The sequence below is a fragment of the Candidatus Bathyarchaeota archaeon genome (assembly GCA_030739585.1).
GTDB lineage: Archaea > Thermoproteota > Bathyarchaeia > TCS64 > TCS64.
In genome coordinates this window covers 44,386-61,187 of sequence record JASLYX010000001.1, presented here as the reverse complement: position 1 = coordinate 61,187, position 16,802 = coordinate 44,386, and the positions used below count along the sequence as shown (strand labels likewise).

18 protein-coding genes are annotated in these 16,802 nt (G+C 50.3%); 16 read left to right on the top strand and 2 right to left on the bottom strand.

All coding sequences use genetic code 11. The annotated features are described in order from the left end of the window. The first annotated feature begins 251 nt into the window (after positions 1–251). The gene (locus QGG23_00295) at positions 252–1,091 is read left to right on the top strand and encodes a M55 family metallopeptidase (protein ID MDP6047877.1); all 840 of its coding nucleotides are present in this window, start codon (positions 252–254) and stop codon (positions 1,089–1,091) included. Between the two features lie 180 nt (positions 1,092–1,271). Then, entirely contained in the window at positions 1,272–1,646 is a 375-nt protein-coding gene (locus QGG23_00290) for a BlaI/MecI/CopY family transcriptional regulator (protein ID MDP6047876.1), read from the top strand. 338 nt (positions 1,647–1,984) lie between these two features. Here QGG23_00290 and QGG23_00285 read toward each other — a convergent pair whose 3' ends face one another. Further along, positions 1,985–2,110 carry a hypothetical protein gene (locus QGG23_00285; protein ID MDP6047875.1) on the bottom strand — a complete coding sequence of 42 codons (126 nt, stop codon included), beginning with the start codon at positions 2,108–2,110 and terminating at the stop codon, positions 1,985–1,987. 175 nt (positions 2,111–2,285) lie between these two features. Here QGG23_00285 and QGG23_00280 point away from each other — a divergent pair, with 175 nt between their 5' ends. The 13 genes from QGG23_00280 (at position 2,286) to glmM (ending at position 15,426) form a co-directional block, all read left to right on the top strand. Further along, a complete protein-coding gene (locus QGG23_00280; protein MDP6047874.1) occupies positions 2,286–3,851 on the top strand; it encodes a hypothetical protein in 1,566 nt (521 codons plus the stop codon). Positions 3,852–3,906: 55 nt separating this feature from the next. Beyond that, the gene (locus QGG23_00275) at positions 3,907–5,061 is read left to right on the top strand and encodes an AIR synthase-related protein (protein MDP6047873.1); all 1,155 of its coding nucleotides are present in this window, start codon (positions 3,907–3,909) and stop codon (positions 5,059–5,061) included. Positions 5,062–5,129: 68 nt separating this feature from the next. Then, positions 5,130–6,023 carry a PfkB family carbohydrate kinase gene (locus QGG23_00270; protein MDP6047872.1) on the top strand — a complete coding sequence of 298 codons (894 nt, stop codon included), beginning with the start codon at positions 5,130–5,132 and terminating at the stop codon, positions 6,021–6,023. Between the two features lie 107 nt (positions 6,024–6,130). Continuing rightward, positions 6,131–6,928, top strand: coding sequence for an inositol monophosphatase family protein (locus tag QGG23_00265; GenBank protein ID MDP6047871.1), 798 nt, complete (start codon positions 6,131–6,133; stop codon positions 6,926–6,928). After that, complete coding sequence (sfsA, locus tag QGG23_00260) at positions 6,894–7,634, top strand: DNA/RNA nuclease SfsA (protein ID MDP6047870.1); 741 nt, start codon at positions 6,894–6,896, stop codon at positions 7,632–7,634. The genes QGG23_00265 and sfsA overlap by 35 nt, the downstream gene beginning before the upstream one ends. Positions 7,635–7,828: 194 nt before the next feature. Continuing rightward, entirely contained in the window at positions 7,829–8,686 is an 858-nt protein-coding gene (locus tag QGG23_00255) for a serine protein kinase RIO (protein MDP6047869.1), read from the top strand. After that, positions 8,664–9,257 carry a KH domain-containing protein gene (locus tag QGG23_00250; protein ID MDP6047868.1) on the top strand — a complete coding sequence of 198 codons (594 nt, stop codon included), beginning with the start codon at positions 8,664–8,666 and terminating at the stop codon, positions 9,255–9,257. The genes QGG23_00255 and QGG23_00250 overlap by 23 nt, the downstream gene beginning before the upstream one ends. Beyond that, the gene (locus tag QGG23_00245; GenBank protein ID MDP6047867.1) at positions 9,254–10,828 is read left to right on the top strand and encodes a DNA topoisomerase VI subunit B; all 1,575 of its coding nucleotides are present in this window, start codon (positions 9,254–9,256) and stop codon (positions 10,826–10,828) included. The genes QGG23_00250 and QGG23_00245 overlap by 4 nt, the downstream gene beginning before the upstream one ends. Then, positions 10,818–11,909, top strand: a complete 1,092-nt coding sequence (locus QGG23_00240) for a DNA topoisomerase IV subunit A (GenBank protein MDP6047866.1) — start codon at positions 10,818–10,820, stop codon at positions 11,907–11,909. Before QGG23_00245 ends, QGG23_00240 begins: the two co-directional genes overlap by 11 nt. A 49-nt stretch (positions 11,910–11,958) precedes the next feature. Continuing rightward, entirely contained in the window at positions 11,959–12,156 is a 198-nt protein-coding gene (locus QGG23_00235) for a hypothetical protein (protein ID MDP6047865.1), read from the top strand. After that, positions 12,144–12,917, top strand: coding sequence for a nucleotidyltransferase family protein (locus QGG23_00230; GenBank protein ID MDP6047864.1), 774 nt, complete (start codon positions 12,144–12,146; stop codon positions 12,915–12,917). Before QGG23_00235 ends, QGG23_00230 begins: the two co-directional genes overlap by 13 nt. Before the next feature lie 56 nt (positions 12,918–12,973). Next, positions 12,974–14,068 carry an NDP-sugar synthase gene (locus QGG23_00225; GenBank protein MDP6047863.1) on the top strand — a complete coding sequence of 365 codons (1,095 nt, stop codon included), beginning with the start codon at positions 12,974–12,976 and terminating at the stop codon, positions 14,066–14,068. Then, entirely contained in the window at positions 14,068–15,426 is a 1,359-nt protein-coding gene (glmM, locus tag QGG23_00220; protein ID MDP6047862.1) for a phosphoglucosamine mutase, read from the top strand. Before QGG23_00225 ends, glmM begins: the two co-directional genes overlap by 1 nt. 6 nt (positions 15,427–15,432) lie before the next feature. On the opposite strand, the gene tpiA is transcribed toward glmM, so the two are convergent. Next, entirely contained in the window at positions 15,433–16,107 is a 675-nt protein-coding gene (gene tpiA / locus QGG23_00215) for a triose-phosphate isomerase (GenBank protein MDP6047861.1), read from the bottom strand. A gap of 140 nt (positions 16,108–16,247) precedes the next feature. Between tpiA and QGG23_00210 the strand changes: the two genes are divergently transcribed. After that, a complete protein-coding gene (locus QGG23_00210; GenBank protein MDP6047860.1) occupies positions 16,248–16,769 on the top strand; it encodes a tRNA (cytidine(56)-2'-O)-methyltransferase in 522 nt (173 codons plus the stop codon). Positions 16,770–16,802 lie beyond the last annotated feature (33 nt).

Genomic DNA, 16,802 nt, shown 5'->3' with positions numbered 1-16,802 from the left:
CCAGAACAAGAACATACGAACATCTTATAATAATAGAGGAGGATTTCACCCAATATCCATGGCCAAAGAGACTCGCATAGAAAATATCATTGTGATGAAGCCTATTCACAAAGCACTCTATCTATGTGAAACTTGCGACCACGTCGTACCCAAGACTGTGGTTTGCCTCTATTGCGGCGCCTTAATTCCCGCAAAGGATTGAGGGTGGCAACTGGTTTATAGTTCCTAAGTCAGGAATTATTCTGATCAGATTGTCAACCAAGCCTAAACGAGTTTTTATAACAAACGACATGGAGGGGACTACCGGCGTTGTGGACTGGAGCCAAGTGGGCAGCGATCAATTGGAGTACGAAAAATACCGTAAGCTCATGGTCGGAGACCTGAATGCGGCGATCGACGGAGCCCTTGCCTCTGGAGTTAAGGAGATCACCATCTCCGACTCCCACGGTAGAATGAAGAACCTACATCCATGGGAGGTCAACGAGGCCGCAACACTGATCAGAGGCTCCCCGAAGCCCTTCAGTATGATGGCGGGAATAAGCGACGAGTTTGACGCAGCTCTATTTGTGGGATACCATGCCCGAAGGGGGACCCCTAACGCGGTTCTCTGCCATACCTACACCCTAGGGGTCATAGCAGTATATATCAACGGCATCGAATTAGGGGAGTTCGGGCTCAACGCGGCTCTTGCTGGGCACTATGGAGTCCCATCCATTTTCATCTCCGGGGACGCCGCAGTCGCCACAGAGGCTAAGGCCCTTATCCCTGAAATCAAAACTGCCGTCCTCAAGAAAGGCATGGGAAGGTACGCGGCTGAATGTATCCACCCAGATAAGACGGGCCCAATTATCAGGAAAATGGTCTCAGAGGCTCTCATAAGCTATGAGGAAATTGAACCTTTCAGATTGGAAACCCCCGTGAAACTTCAGGTTGAACTGGTATCTGCAACGAGTGCCGATGCTGCCTCTATCCTGCCTTATATAGAAAGGCTTGATGGAAGAACAGTGGCGGCGGTCTTCGATGACTACCCGACGGCGTATCGCGGGCTCAACGGCATCTTCTATCTGGCGAGTGGTGCTGAGCGACGCTGAGCAGGCTATCTCTCTTCCCTTCTTTTTTCTAGTTTAAGCTGCAGCTCTTCTCAAAATTCACCGGAAAGATCATGGTCTCTGAGGCGCGCAAGACAACGTTTTTCAAATAATCATAAAATCCATTTTTTTTGGTGCAATAGACTTATATTTTAACTAGGGGAAAGGTGCGGTGAGTTAAAAATGACACTGATATTTAATCCGGCAAGCAACGGCCTTGCAAAGGTTTTTCGCGACTATCAAGAAGAAGCCTTGAGGTTCGTTTGGGAAAGAAAAGAGGAGGGCGCCATCTCGAGAGAGGTCTGGACCCGTGTTAACGAAAAGCTTGTTGGTAAAACGATCAGCCGTGCATCAATAATCAACTTCCTCAACGCCATGGTGGAAGAGGGCGTCCTAGACTATAATGAGAAAACAGGTAAAGGAGGGTATCATAGGGTTTATAGGCCAAAGCTCAATGAGGCCTCTTTCAAAAAGTATGTTGCACAGACCGTGATATCTAGCCTCATGAGGGACTTCCCCAACGAGACAACAGAAGCCATTAAAGAGATCATTTCCTAATAGTCAAAACCAAATACCTCTTCGGCGTTTCTCTAAATCGTGCGCTTCTCTGAGCTCAAACTATCCGGAGATTAACTTCGGGGATAAATCCATCTAAAAGCCCATGTAACGGAGATAGGAGATAAAGGAAAAAGTGTATCCAGCTATAGAGGGACACCTCTCCCTCCACCTGTTTATAGCGGCGCGGGAGCCTATCCCTTGAGGAGGATGTCAAACTACTCAGAGGGAAATCTAAGTCTCAAGCAATTGCTAGAGACGGAACATACGACCCTGATGTTTTTGATAGCCTCAGGAGACTTAAATTAATCTTTTAGGGGGTCTGTGCCGTTGGAAAGTCTCTATCCCAGGATGCTGAGGCGATAGATTGCGGTGTTGCAGACCTTTTCTGGAGCAGTTATACTTGGATCGCTGTCGCTGAAGAGGTAATCGATCTCCTCATAGTAGAGATGATCGCTTAGAATCATTTTTTGGAGCTGTTTTCGCATCCAAGAAGCTTCAAGGCCGTTTTCAAGGAACCGAGAGAATCATCAGGAACGTCGAGGAATACACCGCGTGGAATATTGGTGATTCCGTGGTTGGGGTTCCATACTGTATTTTTTTAGGAGAGAGTATAATTTAGTTAAGGAGAGTACCATGGGATTGAAGAGATTGACCATACCATATGTTCTTGATGATCGTAGTAGAGGTCAACCTTTCACCAGGGAACTAGAACTCGCATCACTTTACATAGTGGGGGATACACGGAGAGGGACAGAAGCTCTGGAGGCCGCCTCCTTCGCGACTTACCCGATCCTTTTCAAGCTATACGACGGGGGATCATTAATGGTCGATCTCCTTGGACTTCATAAGACCAGCCTCAAATACGATATCATTCCTGACGTGGAGGCATTCATCAAAGCCATTAACAAGTTCTCAGTGGAGCCCAAGAAATATCTAAAAACGCTAAAGGGTCTCTCAGGTCATTTTAAAGATTTTACAGGACAAGAAACACTGACGTTCAAAGGGCTTGTGGCCCATCCTCCAAACCCAAGGGAAATAAACTGTCTTCTAGAGAGGGCCAAGACGCAGGAGACAAAGGTTATTTCAGCAATCTTTAGCCCGATCCTAGGGAATAAAGAAGTCAAATCTGTCGTGAACTCTCTTAAAAAGCACAATAAAACACTTGAACAAGACCAGAAAACCCTAGAAAAGACTAAGAAGAGTCTTCAAGAGTCCCAAGATATAGCCCGGAAGGTATTGAGAGAGGAGAAATTAAACATCAACGATAGCAGCGCGAAGATCCAGGAACAATTGAAAAGGGCCATTGAGAAGAAGAGGGCCAGGCTCAAAAAGAAGATGAACAGAGAGACTGCCCGTGTCCGTGAGGCATACAAACGAAAGGTAGGTCCACTAAGGGAGGAGCGAACAAAACGCAAGAGAAAACTCACCCGGGCAGAGAAACGTATTTCCCGACTTAAGTCAGAAGATAGTAGAGAGAAGCTTGATTCAGAGAAAAAGTCCCTGATAGAGCAGAAGAAAAAGTTCGGGGAGCTTGAGAGGGCGGTAAAAAGCCTTCAGGAGGAGAGAGACGCTGAGATCAAGGCCCTGACGGGCCAGTTCAAAGATGAGTTAAAAGGCGACGAGGAGAAGCTGGCTGATGAACGAAGCCAGACGTTAGACAGGCTCGAGGAGATCAAATCCATTGAAGTAGAAATACTGGCTGAGGCAAAAGCGATCTCTGGTCAAATAGATTCCCTCAACCGGAGAAAGAAAAAAAAGCTTAAGGCCGTCGATAAATATAAAATTGAGCTGGATGAGGGAGACCTAGAGATTTCTATACCTTTCTATGTCTTCCACTTCGGTCAGAAGAGGTTCGACTTCCATCCCCCGGTAGAGGTGGTGGATAGCCCCAGCCTCCTTTCAAGGTTCAGACTGATGCTAACGGATGGCTTAGAGAGTAAGGTGAGCAAGCTCATCAGGCCCAGGGGCGGGTTCTCGAATAGGTTCCTAGAGAGGGCGGTGAAGAGCCTGGGTAGGGATAACCCTGTGGGACGGGCATACCGTCAGGAGGCAGAGAGACTGAACCTTTTCCGAAGCAGGGAGGCGGTGGATCAGATTATGCTCGGGCTCGTGAGGCTCCGGCGGGGAGGATGGATAAATGATGGAGACTATATCCGGCTCCAGGAGGCCATCATTGATCACATAGGTTCCATCTCCCAGCCCTAGGCCTAACCGCACTCGTCAATAACCTTAAGATAACAGACGCTATATTCTCGCCAAGATGTCCCGATACAAGGCCCTTGGGGTTGACGTGAAAAAGGAGGGCATCCACGTCTTCAAAGGTGTCGTAAACAACCTTTACCCAGGAGCCTTCTGTGTTATCACCCGGGATCCAGAGAACCCTGAGAGGGGTCTTGTAGCCCACACTGACTCTGCTGGGAGCAAGCCCATCATAAGCTACCTAGGTTACAAAGAGTCAGGGGATCCCTCATGGTTTAAAGGGTTGGCCCAGGACGCCGTCGCGATGAACATCGATGACACCATCTGCGTCGGAGCTGAAGCCATTTCATTCATCGACTACATAGCATATAACCCGATTCTCATCGAAAGGGTTGAGATGCTGGCAGCCCTCTCCCAGGGATTTGAGGGAACGTTTAAAAAACTAGAGGAGATTGGGCTACCCGTTTTATTCGGGGGCGGGGAGACCGCTGACCTCCCTGATCAGATGAAGACCTTAGATGTCTGCGGGGCTCTCTTTGCTAGAGTGGACCTAGAGAAAGCAGTAACGGGTTACCAGATCTCCCCCGGGGATGTGATAGTGGGCCTACGGAGTGGCGGAAAAGTCAGCTATGAGAATGAAGTTAACAGTGGGATTATGTGCAATGGCCACACCCTCGCGAGAAACTGCCTTATGAGTGGAGAATACCTCGAGAAATATCCAGAGCTCGCACACCCGGACAGGGCAAGGTTCACGGGGAGTTATAACATCGACGATAACCCGGTTGGGCTCGGCATGACCGTCGGTGAAGCCTTGACGTCACCCACCAGAATATTCGCCCCAATCGCAGCAAAGGTTTTGGAGAGTGTGGGAGACTCAGTTCACGGCATGGTCCATAACACGGGTGGAGGCCAGACAAAGTGCTTGAGCCTCGGGAATGGGGTAGATTATATCAAGAACACCCTACCGGAGCCTGATCCAATTTTCCACCTTATCCAAGGGGAGGGACATGTGGAGTGGAGGGAGATGTATGAGGACTTTAACATGGGGATAGGTTTCGAGTTCATCGTTGAGCCTGGAGTAGCCGAGGAAGTGATTAGGATCGCAGAGAACTTTGGCATAGGCGTCCAGGTCATCGGGCGCTGCGAAAAAAGTGAGGAGGGCAACACCCTCAAGATAACATGCAAGTCAGACGAATTCCGTTATGCCCGTGATTGATTATTAGACTTATTGAAAATTGGGTAAAATAATAAAGGGAATCCCCTATCTTTTCTCCTGATTGATGAATGATCGTCAACCTAGGTAGTGTAGCCCTCGATACAACCGAGACCCCCTTTAAGAGCGTATCCAGACTAGTCGGGGGCTCGGGTACCTATTCCAGCATTGCTGCAAGCTTCTTCGCCGAGTCGGGGCTGATCGGCATCATAGGGGACGATTTCCCGGAGGAATACATAAACCTCTTTAGAGAAAAGCTCGACCTCGCAGGCCTCGTGATCGGGGAAGGAAAGAGCTTCCATTTCGTCTCGAGCTTCGGATATGATCTGGGGGCCCGGACAACAATAGCCACGGAGCTAAACGTCTTTGGGGACTGGGATCCCATCGTACCCGAGGAGTACAGGAATGCAGAGTTCTTATACCTAGGCAATGTGGGCCCCCACCAGCAGCTCAGTGTCTTAGAGCAGGTGGACAGACCCCGCCTTACTGTAGCGGATACCATAGAGTACTGGATCAACACCGACAGGGCTGGGCTCATCGAGGTTATCTCTAGGGTCAACGGTATGGTTCTCAATGACAATGAGGTGAGGCAGTTATGCCAGACCTCAAACCTGATCATGGGGGCTAAGGAGATCCTTGATTGGGGCCCGAGGTTTGTCATCGTCAAGAAGGGAGAACATGGCGCCATCCTCTTCACCCGAAAAAAGATCTTTCCCACTTGCGGCTATCCCTTGGAAAAGATTAGGGATCCTACAGGGGCAGGGGATTGCTTTGCAGGGGGATTTATGGGCCATCTAGCCCGAAGCGGGAGCCTGAACGAACCAGCCATGAGGGAGGCTGTGGTGTACGGTAATGTGATGGGCTCATTCGCGGTTGAGGAGTTCAGCATCAACAGGTTCATTCCTCTAACCATCAAGGATATTGAGAGACGTTACAATTTCTATAAATCAATGGTCTCTTTTTAACGGACTTGGTTCTTTGGTTATCAGTATTTCTCTATGAATCAGTTGGTTACTTTGGATCTCCTTGACTGAAAAAAGTTAACCATAAGGATACCATATGATGACATAGTATGGCTCAACCCATTGTAAGCGCCCGATGGACACCAGTTCTGCTTGAGGCCGCGGAGAATGTCCGAACCAAGGTTAGGAATGCCCTCCTGAGAAAGGCCTCCCTCGACGTCAACAGCCTTAAACAACTCCTAGACTCAGAGGCTCAGGAGGCGGTAAGGGAAACCCTTAGCAACGCCGAATTTCCAGTCCGGGTCGTGAGTGAGGAGGGTGATTACGACATCGGAGAGAATGGCCCCGTTCTTGTCCTCGACCCCGTCGATGGGACCACAAACCTAGCGCGGGGCATCCCCTTAGCTTGCACAAGCATGGCACTATCGACGACACCTCATATGTCCGGAGTAAAGTTGGGATTGATCAAAGATCTATACTCCGGGGATGTCTATAGGGCCGAAAGGAGCAAAGGGGCATGGAGAGCAGGGCAACATATCACTCCATCAAAATCGAAGCTCGTTAAAGAGGCCCTTGTTTCCTTGGATATCAGCAAGGGCACCTCCGTCGACAGGATCAGACAGCTAATAGTGAGCTCAAGACACCTCCGCCAGACGGGGTGCTCCGCCCTCAGCCTTTGCCATCTTGCTTCAGGAATCATTGATGCCCACGTCGACCTAAGGGAGAAGCTCAGGATCACGGATGTCGCTGCTGGGCTCCTCATCCTCGGGGAGGCTGGGGGAGCATATATCACCGAGAGCTCCGGGGAAGACGACTTGGAGCTCAAAAGGGAGACTACATTAAGACTCATAGCTGCTAATAGCCGTTGGACTCTTGAGGAGATCCTTAAGACCCTGGAGCAGGACTAACACTTTGAGGTTCAGCAGACGTCTTGTACCAGCAGTTTTCCAGTCTCGACCTAACAGGTTCCTGGGAGTAGTCCTCGTGGAAGGCGTTGAGACCCTCTGCTTTGTTCCAAATCCAGGCAGGATGAAAGAGCTCCTCTTTCGTGGAGCCAGGGTCTATATCCTCCCAGTAAAATCGGATACAAGGAAAACCCATTACAACCTCACTCTTGTTGACCATCATGGGATCCTGGTGAGCGTTGACTCCAGTGTCCCGAACAAGATTATTGGAGAAGCAGTTGACAGAGGTATCATCGAACCATTCAAAGAGTTCCATGTCGAAAAAGCGGAGTATACTTTTGGGGAGTCACGCCTCGACTTTCTCCTCAAAAGTGATTCTGGAAAGCTACTCCTTGAGGTAAAGTCGTGCACCCTGATTAGAGACAGAATAGCGCTATTCCCAGACGCACCCACAAAAAGAGGGCACCGCCATCTCCGGACTCTAACCGAAGGCCTCGGACAGGGTAGGTCAGCAGTGTTATTCCTTATCCAGCGGCCTGATGTAAGCAGCTTCAGGCCTAACGTGGAAACTGACCCCGATTTCGCAGCTAGTCTTAAAGAGGCAAAGGAAAAGGGAGTCGAAGTATACGCGTATTCTTCCCAGGTAGATTTTGATGGAGTGTTCCTTGGGTGCAGGGTTCCTATCGACTTGAGAATAATGAAATCCTAAGGAAAATGGATTCCCTCTTTTATCCACGAAATAAGGTGAATTTCCGAACGGATTTAGGGATATTGAGGTAAAAAACTGTTTTATTGAGAAATCGGCATGGAAACGATTTTTAAGATTCGTATCAAGTCTTTAAGAGAAAAGATAGGACAGGGAGGAAAACCAACTCCTGATGTAGGCATCTGGGGATATCGTCCTTGCCTCTTTCAAAGTTCAAGATGGAAACAGAACGGAGACAAGACAGGCAAATACAAATGTCAGACGGTAGGTGGATCGATAAGGCCGAAGCTGCCGAGAGGAGAATGGAGGAGAGAGATCGAATGCTCACTAAACGACAGGAAGACTATAAGGTTATCGAGGAGGTCTTCGACCTCCTTACTGTTGAGGGTATCGACAAGCTCATGCGCCGTGGAACAATCAAGGACCTCGAGGGTGTGATCAAAGCAGGCAAGGAGGCACGGGTCTATTGGGGTATCGACCCCGAGGATAATGAGATAGCCATTAAAATCTACTATACCACTACGGCCGACTTCCGAAAAGGGATGCTGAAATATATAGAGGGTGATCGAAGGTTTAAGCGGGTGAAGAGAACTCCACGAGGGTTAGTATATGCCTGGACTCAAAAGGAGTTCAAGAACCTCCAGCTCGCGGAGAAAGCGGGGGTAAACAGCCCAAAGCCTAAGGCGTTCAATAGGAACATCCTCGTCATGTCGTTCATTGGGGAGGACGGTGTCCCAGCTCCCTTGCTTAGGGAGATCGCTCCCGAGGACCCTAACACATTCTACTTAAAGCTCCTCGCAGAGGCCAAACTGCTCTATACCAAAGCCGGTGTGGTCCACGGCGATCTGAGCGAGTACAATATCATGATCTGGAAGGAGGCCCCTATAATCTTTGATGTTTCTCAAGCCCTACTCATTGAGCACGCCTTGGCGGAGCCCCTCCTGAAGCGAGATATATCCAACATAAACACATATTTCAACCGCCTCGGAGTGGATGTAATCAATTCCGAGGAAGTGGAGAGGTGGGTGAAGGGTGAATCAGAAGACCTATCTTAAGATCCCCCGAGATCGGGTCGGCGCTCTCATCGGCCCCAAGGGGAAGGCCAAGAGGAGAATAGAGCGCTACTTCGGCGTCACCCTGGAAATCGATAGTGAGTCTGGGGCCGTCGAGATCACTGTCAACCCAGAAAACAGTAATGTTACATCTAGCTTCACGGTCCGGAACGTCGTCAAAGCCATCGGGAGGGGCTTTAGTCCCCAGCGCGCAGAGATCCTGGCTAAAGAGGATTTTGACCTTCATATTATCTATCTTGACGAGTTCGTCGGCGATTCAAAAAATACCATAAAAAGGGTGAAAGGTAGAATTATAGGAAAGAATGGTCGTTCCCGGGAGCTCATTGAGGAGATCACGGAAACCCGGATAAGCGTATACGGGGGCACTATTGCCTACATCGGGAGCCCCGAGGGCCTTGAGGCGGCCCGGGAAGCCATCATGCGGCTCATCAAGGGCTCGTTCCACAAGACCGTGTGGAACTACCTTTACGCGTGGCGAAGGAAGATGAAAAAAGACAAGGGGGAACTATGGTATGAAAAACCAGGGCAAAAAGCGGACTTGAGAAAAAGATGACAGAGATAATTTACCAGTCAATTAGCCCCTCGGACTTTTTCTACAGGAATAGGGAGATCGCGGGGTTTAGCAACCCTAGTAGGGCAATATACGCGTCGGTTAGGGAACTTCTCGAGAATGCGCTAGATGCCTGTGAGAGGCAGAGAGTCCCACCTGACATCTTCCTGAGACTCACTGAGGTCTCCACATCAGAGGGAGGCACAAACATCTACATTATGAGGATCGAGGATAACGGCACAGGCCTCCCGCCGAAGCAAATCCCATCAGCGTTCTGCCGGGTATTCTACGGCTCAAAGTATACCCTTCAACAGGCTAGAGGAACCTTCGGCCTCGGGGGCACTATAACGATCCTCTACGGGCAGATCACCACCCATCAACCCGTCGTAATCACCTCGAGCACCGGCGGTGACATCCATGAATTCACGATGATGATCGACATCGAGCGCAATGAGCCCATGATCCTCAAGCATAAGGTAATGGAAAATAAGAAGGGCTGGAGGGGCACTGTTGTCCACCTCCAAATGGAGGGCGACTATAGCAGGATCAAGCGTCGCCTATTGGACTATCTGAAGCAGACTGCAATGGTAAGCCCCTATGCGGATATTACCTTCGTGGATCCAATGGGGAGACTATTCCGATTCGAAAGGGGGACCGAGACAATGCCACCGCTTCCCCAGCCAGTGAAGCCTCATCCCCACGGGATCGATGTGGAGAACTTTCGCAGGCTAGTCACAATTACTAAGGCTAGATCCATGAAGGAGTTCATGACGGGGCATTTCCAGGGAGTTGGCTCGAAAACCGCAGATAGATTCTTGAAATCCGCGGGGATCAGGAACAAAACGAGGCCCAACTCAATGGAACCGGAGGACATAGTTACCCTTGTTCGGGCTGCAAAGGATTTCAAGGATTTTAAGCGCCCTGACGCGACTTGTCTCTCACCTATAGGAGAGGAACTCCTCGAGAATGGAATAAGGAAGGAATTAGAACTCACTGAGAACGACTTCCTAAAAGTGGTCTCAAGGAAACCTTCTACATATCTTGGATTCCCGTTCATAGTCGAAACCGCTATCGCAACTGGGCCTACCATCCGGAAGCAGTTCAAGACGGGAACTACAATAATCAGATTCGCAAACAGGATACCTCTCCTCTTCGACGAGTCAAGCGGAGTCATTTGGAAGGTCGTCAACAAAAACATCCACTGGAATACCTACAACGTCTCCAGTGATACCCCCATGGTTGTCGTCGTCCACGTTTGCTCCACTAAGATCCCCTATAAAACAGTCGGGAAGGAGTACATGGCCGACCAGCCACAAGTGGAGAAGGAAATCACCAACGTGATCAGGACATCTGCTCGGAGCCTGAGGCTATTCATCTCTCGTAGCATTAGGATAGCCAAGGAGCGGCGGAGGCTGGATATATTCGCCAAATATCTTCCCAAGATAGCAGAGTTCTCCACAAAGCTCTCCGACAAGGAGACCCCCCCTGACATCAAGCCTCTACTTATAGCGGTTGGTGGAAAGATCCCTGATGTGAAGAAAAAAATCAATGAGGTCTCTACCATTGACGGATGAAGTTATCAATGATGCAGAGCGAAAGAGAGAAACCATGGAAACAAGCCTCAATCAGCTGGGAGCCCTTATCTATGAGCAGATCCAGAATCGTGAGTTTCCCTGGATTATGATGCAGAGCAGGAGCTCCGATAACATTAGGTATGACAACGAGGTCCGCCAGTTTATACTTGGCGATAGAACGGTCCGTCGGCACAGCCGGAACGTTAAGAACATCCGGCCCTTTACCCAGTTTTTATGGACGGCGTGGTTTGCTAGGGAGCTCGTCCGCCTCAAAAAGACCAGTACCCTCAGGGAGGTCTACTACTCTGCCAGGGGTCAAAGGGACATTGAGTTTTCAGGCCAAACGGAGTCGGACTATATAATCACCGACCTCGAGGTAGCCTTGAATATCCCCCGGGAGTCCTTGAATATCTACCCCAAGGATAGGGGCGCCATCTTTGGAGACCTAAACATCCAATATACATTCCCACCTGCCTACGAAGGGCGAGTGAAGAATCTCACAGATAATCCCGATGGGGCGCCCATTGGACGCAGTCTCACAAGCTCCCAGCTACTTGACACAACTGCAGACAAGGTTATAGTTATTGAAAAGGACGCTATGTTCTCCCGGTTTGTTGAGGAAAAGGTCCACGAAAAGCACAACGCAATACTGATACAGACGGAGGGGACTCCGAGCCGCTCCGCCCGCATGGTGATTCAACGGCTGAATCAGAACATGGGGCTCCCGGTATACATCTTCACTGACGGGGACCCATGGGGGCTCCACATAGCGATGGTCATCATATCGGGCTCAGCCGTTGCAGCCCACCTCAGGGGATTAACCACCCCGGACGCCAAGTGGATCGGGGTCTGGGGAACGGATGTCCTTAAGTACAAACTGCCTACGGAGAATCTAACGGAGAAGGACCTAAAGAGACTCATTGAGCTCAAAAAGGATCCCAGGTACGTAGATAATCTCTGGCAGAGGGAGATTGATATATTCCTTAAAATGGGAAAGAAGGCAGAGCTCGAGGCCTTCAGCGCACTGGGGCTTACCTACATAGTAGACGAGTACCTCCCGGAGAAGCTTGCGAGCATCTGATCCGCCTCAATTTTATATTAGCCCACGTGAAGTAACAGGGGAAGGATCAATGTCAGATGGTGAAGGGCTTACCCTATCGAAGCTTGCAGTGAACTTTTTCGGAGTAATAGTACTAGCCCTCGGCCTTATCATCACATATTACTCGATTCAAGCAGATGTGGGGTTCATCGACCCGGACATTTTCGCACCAGTAGGCGTCCTCATCGCCCTCGCCGGCGGAGTCATGGTAGCTGCTTGGGAGGAATAAAGATAGGGAAACCTGAGGTCAGAGGCGTGATCTTGGCCGGAGGCCAGGGGACGCGCTTCCGCCCCCTCACATACTACCTACAGAAATGCATGATTCCCGTCGGTGAGGAAGAAAAACCAGTCCTTGAACACATCATTCGTCTATTCGTCCACCATGAAATACGCGATTTAGTTCTCCTAGTGGATTACAAATATCGGCAGATAAAAAACTACTTCAACGACGGCAGCAGATTCGGCGTAAAGCTCCATTATATGCTTGACAAGCCAGGTTTCAAGGGGAGCGCAGGAGCCATCGTGAACGTGTATAGGCAGGGGATCATTAACACCGACGATCATCTCGTAGTCTATTATGGAGATATTCTCTCAAACTTCGACCTGAAGAAGATGGTTTCACAACACATCAAGTCAGAGGCCGCGGCGACAGTAGCCTTGGCCAACGGGTTCCGAATCAGGGTCGGGACTGCTAATGTTAAGAACGGGCTCATTAAGGGGTTCCATGAAAAGCCAGAGATAGAGGCACCCGTGAGTGTTGGTATGCTGGTGATCAGTGGATCTGTAGTCAAAGAGATGGATAAGATGCATAAAGGTGAAGCCATGGGATCCTTTGATATGATGGGTGATGTGATCCCACACCTTATCAAGCAGGGAAAACCAGTTGGCGCCTACGTGAGCGAAGAGTTCTGGTACGACCTTGGTTCCTTGGAACGCTACGAGCAATTTGAGAAAGACAAGCTCGATAGAATGCTAAAATATCCTTGTTAAATGCTCTGGCCCACAAAACGTTCATAAACCGTTCTGTGTCTTGATAGAATTGATCATTGTTGAAAGCCCTTGTTTTAGCGGGGGGGTTTGGAACACGGCTTAGGCCTTTGAGCTGTACCCGTCCAAAGATGCTTTTTCCGTTGGCCAACCAGTCCATGCTAGACTGGACCATAAAAAATCTCTCAGAGGGAGGAGTTGACACTATCGTCCTCGCGGTTAACTATATGGCAGAGGCATTGGTGAGATACTTTGGCCCGACGAAATTCAACGTGGGAATAATTTATTCTAGGGAAGCAAGGCCCCTGGGAACAGGGGGCCCCATTAAGAAAGCTAAAGAGAACCTTGTAAACGGCGAGCCTTTCCTAGTCCTTAATGGCGATGTAATATCAGACATCGATTACAGGCGCCTCGTTGAGTTCCATAAGTCTAATGATGGGATAGCAACCATCGCCCTTGTCAGAGTATCGGACCCGAGTAGATATGGTGCGGTAGAGCTTGATGACAACAACAAGGTCTCAAGGTTTGTTGAGAAACCAGAGTTTGGAAAGGCACCTAGCAACCTCATTAATGCCGGAATTTATGTATTCGACAAGGAGATCATGGACTATATTGAGGACGGAGGGAAGGTCTCCACTGAAAAGGAGGTATTCCCGATCCTAGCAAAAGAGGGGAAGCTATACGGGTACGAGGTCCACGGTCTCTGGCTTGACGTCGGGGTCCCAGAATCATACCTAGAAGCGAACCGGCTCATCCTCGAGCAACTCAACTGCGAGGATATGCGTGAGGATCGCGTGGTCCATGAGACCGCAAAGATTCTAGAGCCCACGTATCTGGGAACAGGAGTCAAAGTGGGGGCCCATTCTGTTATCGGGCCTAACGTTTCAATATCAAACCATGTCCATATTGGTGAGGGGAGCAGGATCGATAACTCTATTATATTTCCCGGGGCAACCATCGGGGACTATTCCTCGGTGAGGAATGCCATCATCGGAGAGAACGCGAGCATAGAAAAGTGGGTAAAGGTAGAGTCCGGAAGCCTCATCGGGGACTACGCCACTATCACTGATGGAGTTACAATAACCAAGGGGGTCACAATCTGCCCCTCCAAGACGGTAAGCGAAAGCATTCTTCAGACCCGCCAGGTGAGGTGATGGCGCGCCTCTTCGGAACTAACGGAGTCCGGGGAGTTGCTAACAGTGAGCTGACGGTAGAGCTGGTCACGAGCCTCGCTGCCTCCATCGGCACATATTTCGGGGGGAGTATCGCAGTTGGGAGGGACGGGAGAACTACAAGCTCTATGTTCAGGGACGCAGTCGTATGCGGTCTTATCTCCGTTGGGTGCAACGTCTACGACACCGGGATGCTCCCCACCCCAGCACTACAGCACTCTGTGAAGGAAAATGGGTTGAACGCGGGAATCATGATTACCGCCTCCCATAATCCGTCGGAGTTTAACGGTCTGAAGGTGATCGCTGCGGATGGTGTGGAGGCTTCAAGGAGTCAGGAGGCTGAGATCGAGGAGATCTTTTTTGCGGGAGTTCCCGAGCTCTCGCCGTGGGATGGTATCGGAACGGTTCAGCAGCTAGAAGTCCTCAAGGCATATCAGGAGGCGATCCTGTCCCATGTGGACATCAAGAGAATCAGGGATGCGGGTCTGAAAGTCGCTATTGACCCTGGTAACGGAGTTGCCGCATTCTCTGCACCTGGGATCGCCCGGGCCCTTGCGAGTAGGGTCACTACCTTGAACGTCAATATAGATGGTCGCTTTCCAAACAGAGATTCCGAGCCCAGACCGGATAATCTAGGGGGGCTGCAGTCTCTCGTGATGGCATCGGGGGCTGATCTTGGTGTGGCCTATGACGGTGACGGGGATCGATCCATTTTTGTGGACGAGCGCGGAGAGGCCCATTGGGGGGACCGCTCCTTCGCGCTTATAGCAAGGGAGTATATATTGAAGAATCCCGGTAGACGTGTGGCATCCCCCGTGAACTCGTCCAGAGCACTTGAGGAGGTGGTATCTGGGGCTGGAGGGAGCATTGTGTGGACTCAGGTTGGGAGCGTCGTCGTCTCCCGGAAAATGATAGAGGAGGGAATACCATTCGGGGGGGAGGAGAACGGAGGCATTATGTATGGTCCCCATCTCCAGGTCCGGGACGGCTCCATGGCGCTAGCTTTGGTCATGGAGATCATGGCCGAGACGGGTAAGCCCCTCTCGGAACTCTTAGGAGAGCTACCCCAGTACTACCAGCTTAAGGTAAAGGTACCATGCCCCGAGAGAATAAAAAGGGCAGTCTTGAGGGACCTCCGGAATAAGGTAGATGCACCTCGAGTGGAAACCATCGACGGGGTGAAGTTGATATATAATAACAGGAGCTGGGTGCTTTTCAGGCCCAGCGGGACGGAGCCAATCTTCCGGATCTATGCAGAGGCCGAGAGCTCTGAGACGGTTGAGGCCATCGTCAAGGAGAATAAATCTCTAATGGAGTCGGTAATTGATTCCCTGTCCTAGAGGAGGCTATTCCCGCATCGCCTCGACCAACTCTAGGAGCTTCGCCTTGGGGTCAACAGCCTTTACGACTCCGCTAGCGACCAGAACCCCAGTAGCACCGAGTCGCAAGGCGGCTGCGACATCATCTCCGCTCGTGATCCCCGCTCCACATAGGATATTGACGTTAGGGTTGACCGTTCTACATTCTTCAACAGATCTTAAGACGATCTCGGGCCTTGCAGTTGAGACGGATATCCCGGATCCAATGAGCTCCGGAGGCTCTATCGCGATGACGTCGGGGGAGAATGGAGCGACAGAACGCCCCGTTTCAACCGAGCCCACGCAAACCACTTGGAATAGGCCGGCATGCCTTGCTCGTTTCACCGTAGCTTCGATTGTCTTCAGGGGGAGCTGTCTCTCCGAGTGGTTGATAATTGTCCCCACGCATCCGACCATCGCGAGAGCCTCGGGTAGGATGTGACCGGTAAAGCGGCCGTATCCCGCGAGGTCCATGTGTTGGGCGAAAATGGGGATTTTGACAGCATTAATAACAGCGGTAAGGTCAACTATCTGAGGTGCGACGGCTATGCATACTCCAGTCTCTTGAGATACTAGCTTAGCAATGGTTGCAAGGGCTACTGCCTTGGGTCCGAGGCTCTCCTCATAAGTCTTGAGATTGACCAAAATGAATGGGTATTTTATCATGGAGGTCATGATTAAGAAGTATTGTGTTCTGGGATATATTAGATGCTGGGCTATATATGATCAATAATGAATATTACCACGCATGACTCGTTGGAGACCGAAAATGCTTAGGCGTATCACAGCTCTCTTGCCACTATATGGATGTACACGTCCTCCGACTCGGGCATAGACCCTCTAGGGATAAGCGGTTAAGCACCCACGTAATCCTAGCGGCTCGGGCTTTTGGTGCCTCAGGGGCAACCTATTCTGGGTTAAGTGACCCAGGCCTTGAAGAGTCAATCAGCAAGGTAACCTCAGAGTGGGGAGGGCCGTTCAATCTTGAGTTCTCCAAAAGCTGGCGAAGCGTGATCTCCAGATGGCGGGGGCAGGTCGTTCATCTCACAATGTATGGGCTTTCAATTCAAAAGGTAATTCCCAAGATTAGAGGGGAGGGATCAGATCTTCTTATAGTTGTTGGTGGTGCAAAAGTGCCTAGGGAGGTATATAATATAGTAGATTGGAATGTTGGGGTGACCTCTCAGCCTCACTCGGAGGTGAGCGCTCTAGCTGTGTTTCTCCACGAATTCTGGGAGGGGGGGGAAGTGGACCTTCAGTTCCCAGGGGCTAGGTTAAGGGTGGTCCCCCAAGCCCGAGGGAAGCTGGTTGAGGCAGGGGTTTAAGCTTTAAGTCCGGTGATGTGGCTAGGTACTAGA

Excerpts from the sequence above, each read along its gene's own strand:
- glmM (MDP6047862.1), top strand. The coding sequence starts at position 14,068 with ATGGCGCGCCTCTTCGGAACTAACGGAGTCCGGGGAGTTGCTAACAGT.
- QGG23_00285 (MDP6047875.1), bottom strand. The coding sequence starts at position 2,110 with ATGATTCTAAGCGATCATCTCTACTATGAGGAGATCGATTACCTCTTC.
- QGG23_00210 (MDP6047860.1), top strand. The coding sequence starts at position 16,248 with ATGGATGTACACGTCCTCCGACTCGGGCATAGACCCTCTAGGGATAAG.
- QGG23_00270 (MDP6047872.1), top strand. The coding sequence starts at position 5,130 with ATGATCGTCAACCTAGGTAGTGTAGCCCTCGATACAACCGAGACCCCC.
- QGG23_00290 (MDP6047876.1), top strand. The coding sequence starts at position 1,272 with ATGACACTGATATTTAATCCGGCAAGCAACGGCCTTGCAAAGGTTTTT.
- QGG23_00245 (MDP6047867.1), top strand. The coding sequence starts at position 9,254 with ATGACAGAGATAATTTACCAGTCAATTAGCCCCTCGGACTTTTTCTAC.
- QGG23_00265 (MDP6047871.1), top strand. The coding sequence starts at position 6,131 with ATGGCTCAACCCATTGTAAGCGCCCGATGGACACCAGTTCTGCTTGAG.
- QGG23_00275 (MDP6047873.1), top strand. The coding sequence starts at position 3,907 with ATGTCCCGATACAAGGCCCTTGGGGTTGACGTGAAAAAGGAGGGCATC.
- QGG23_00235 (MDP6047865.1), top strand. The coding sequence starts at position 11,959 with ATGTCAGATGGTGAAGGGCTTACCCTATCGAAGCTTGCAGTGAACTTT.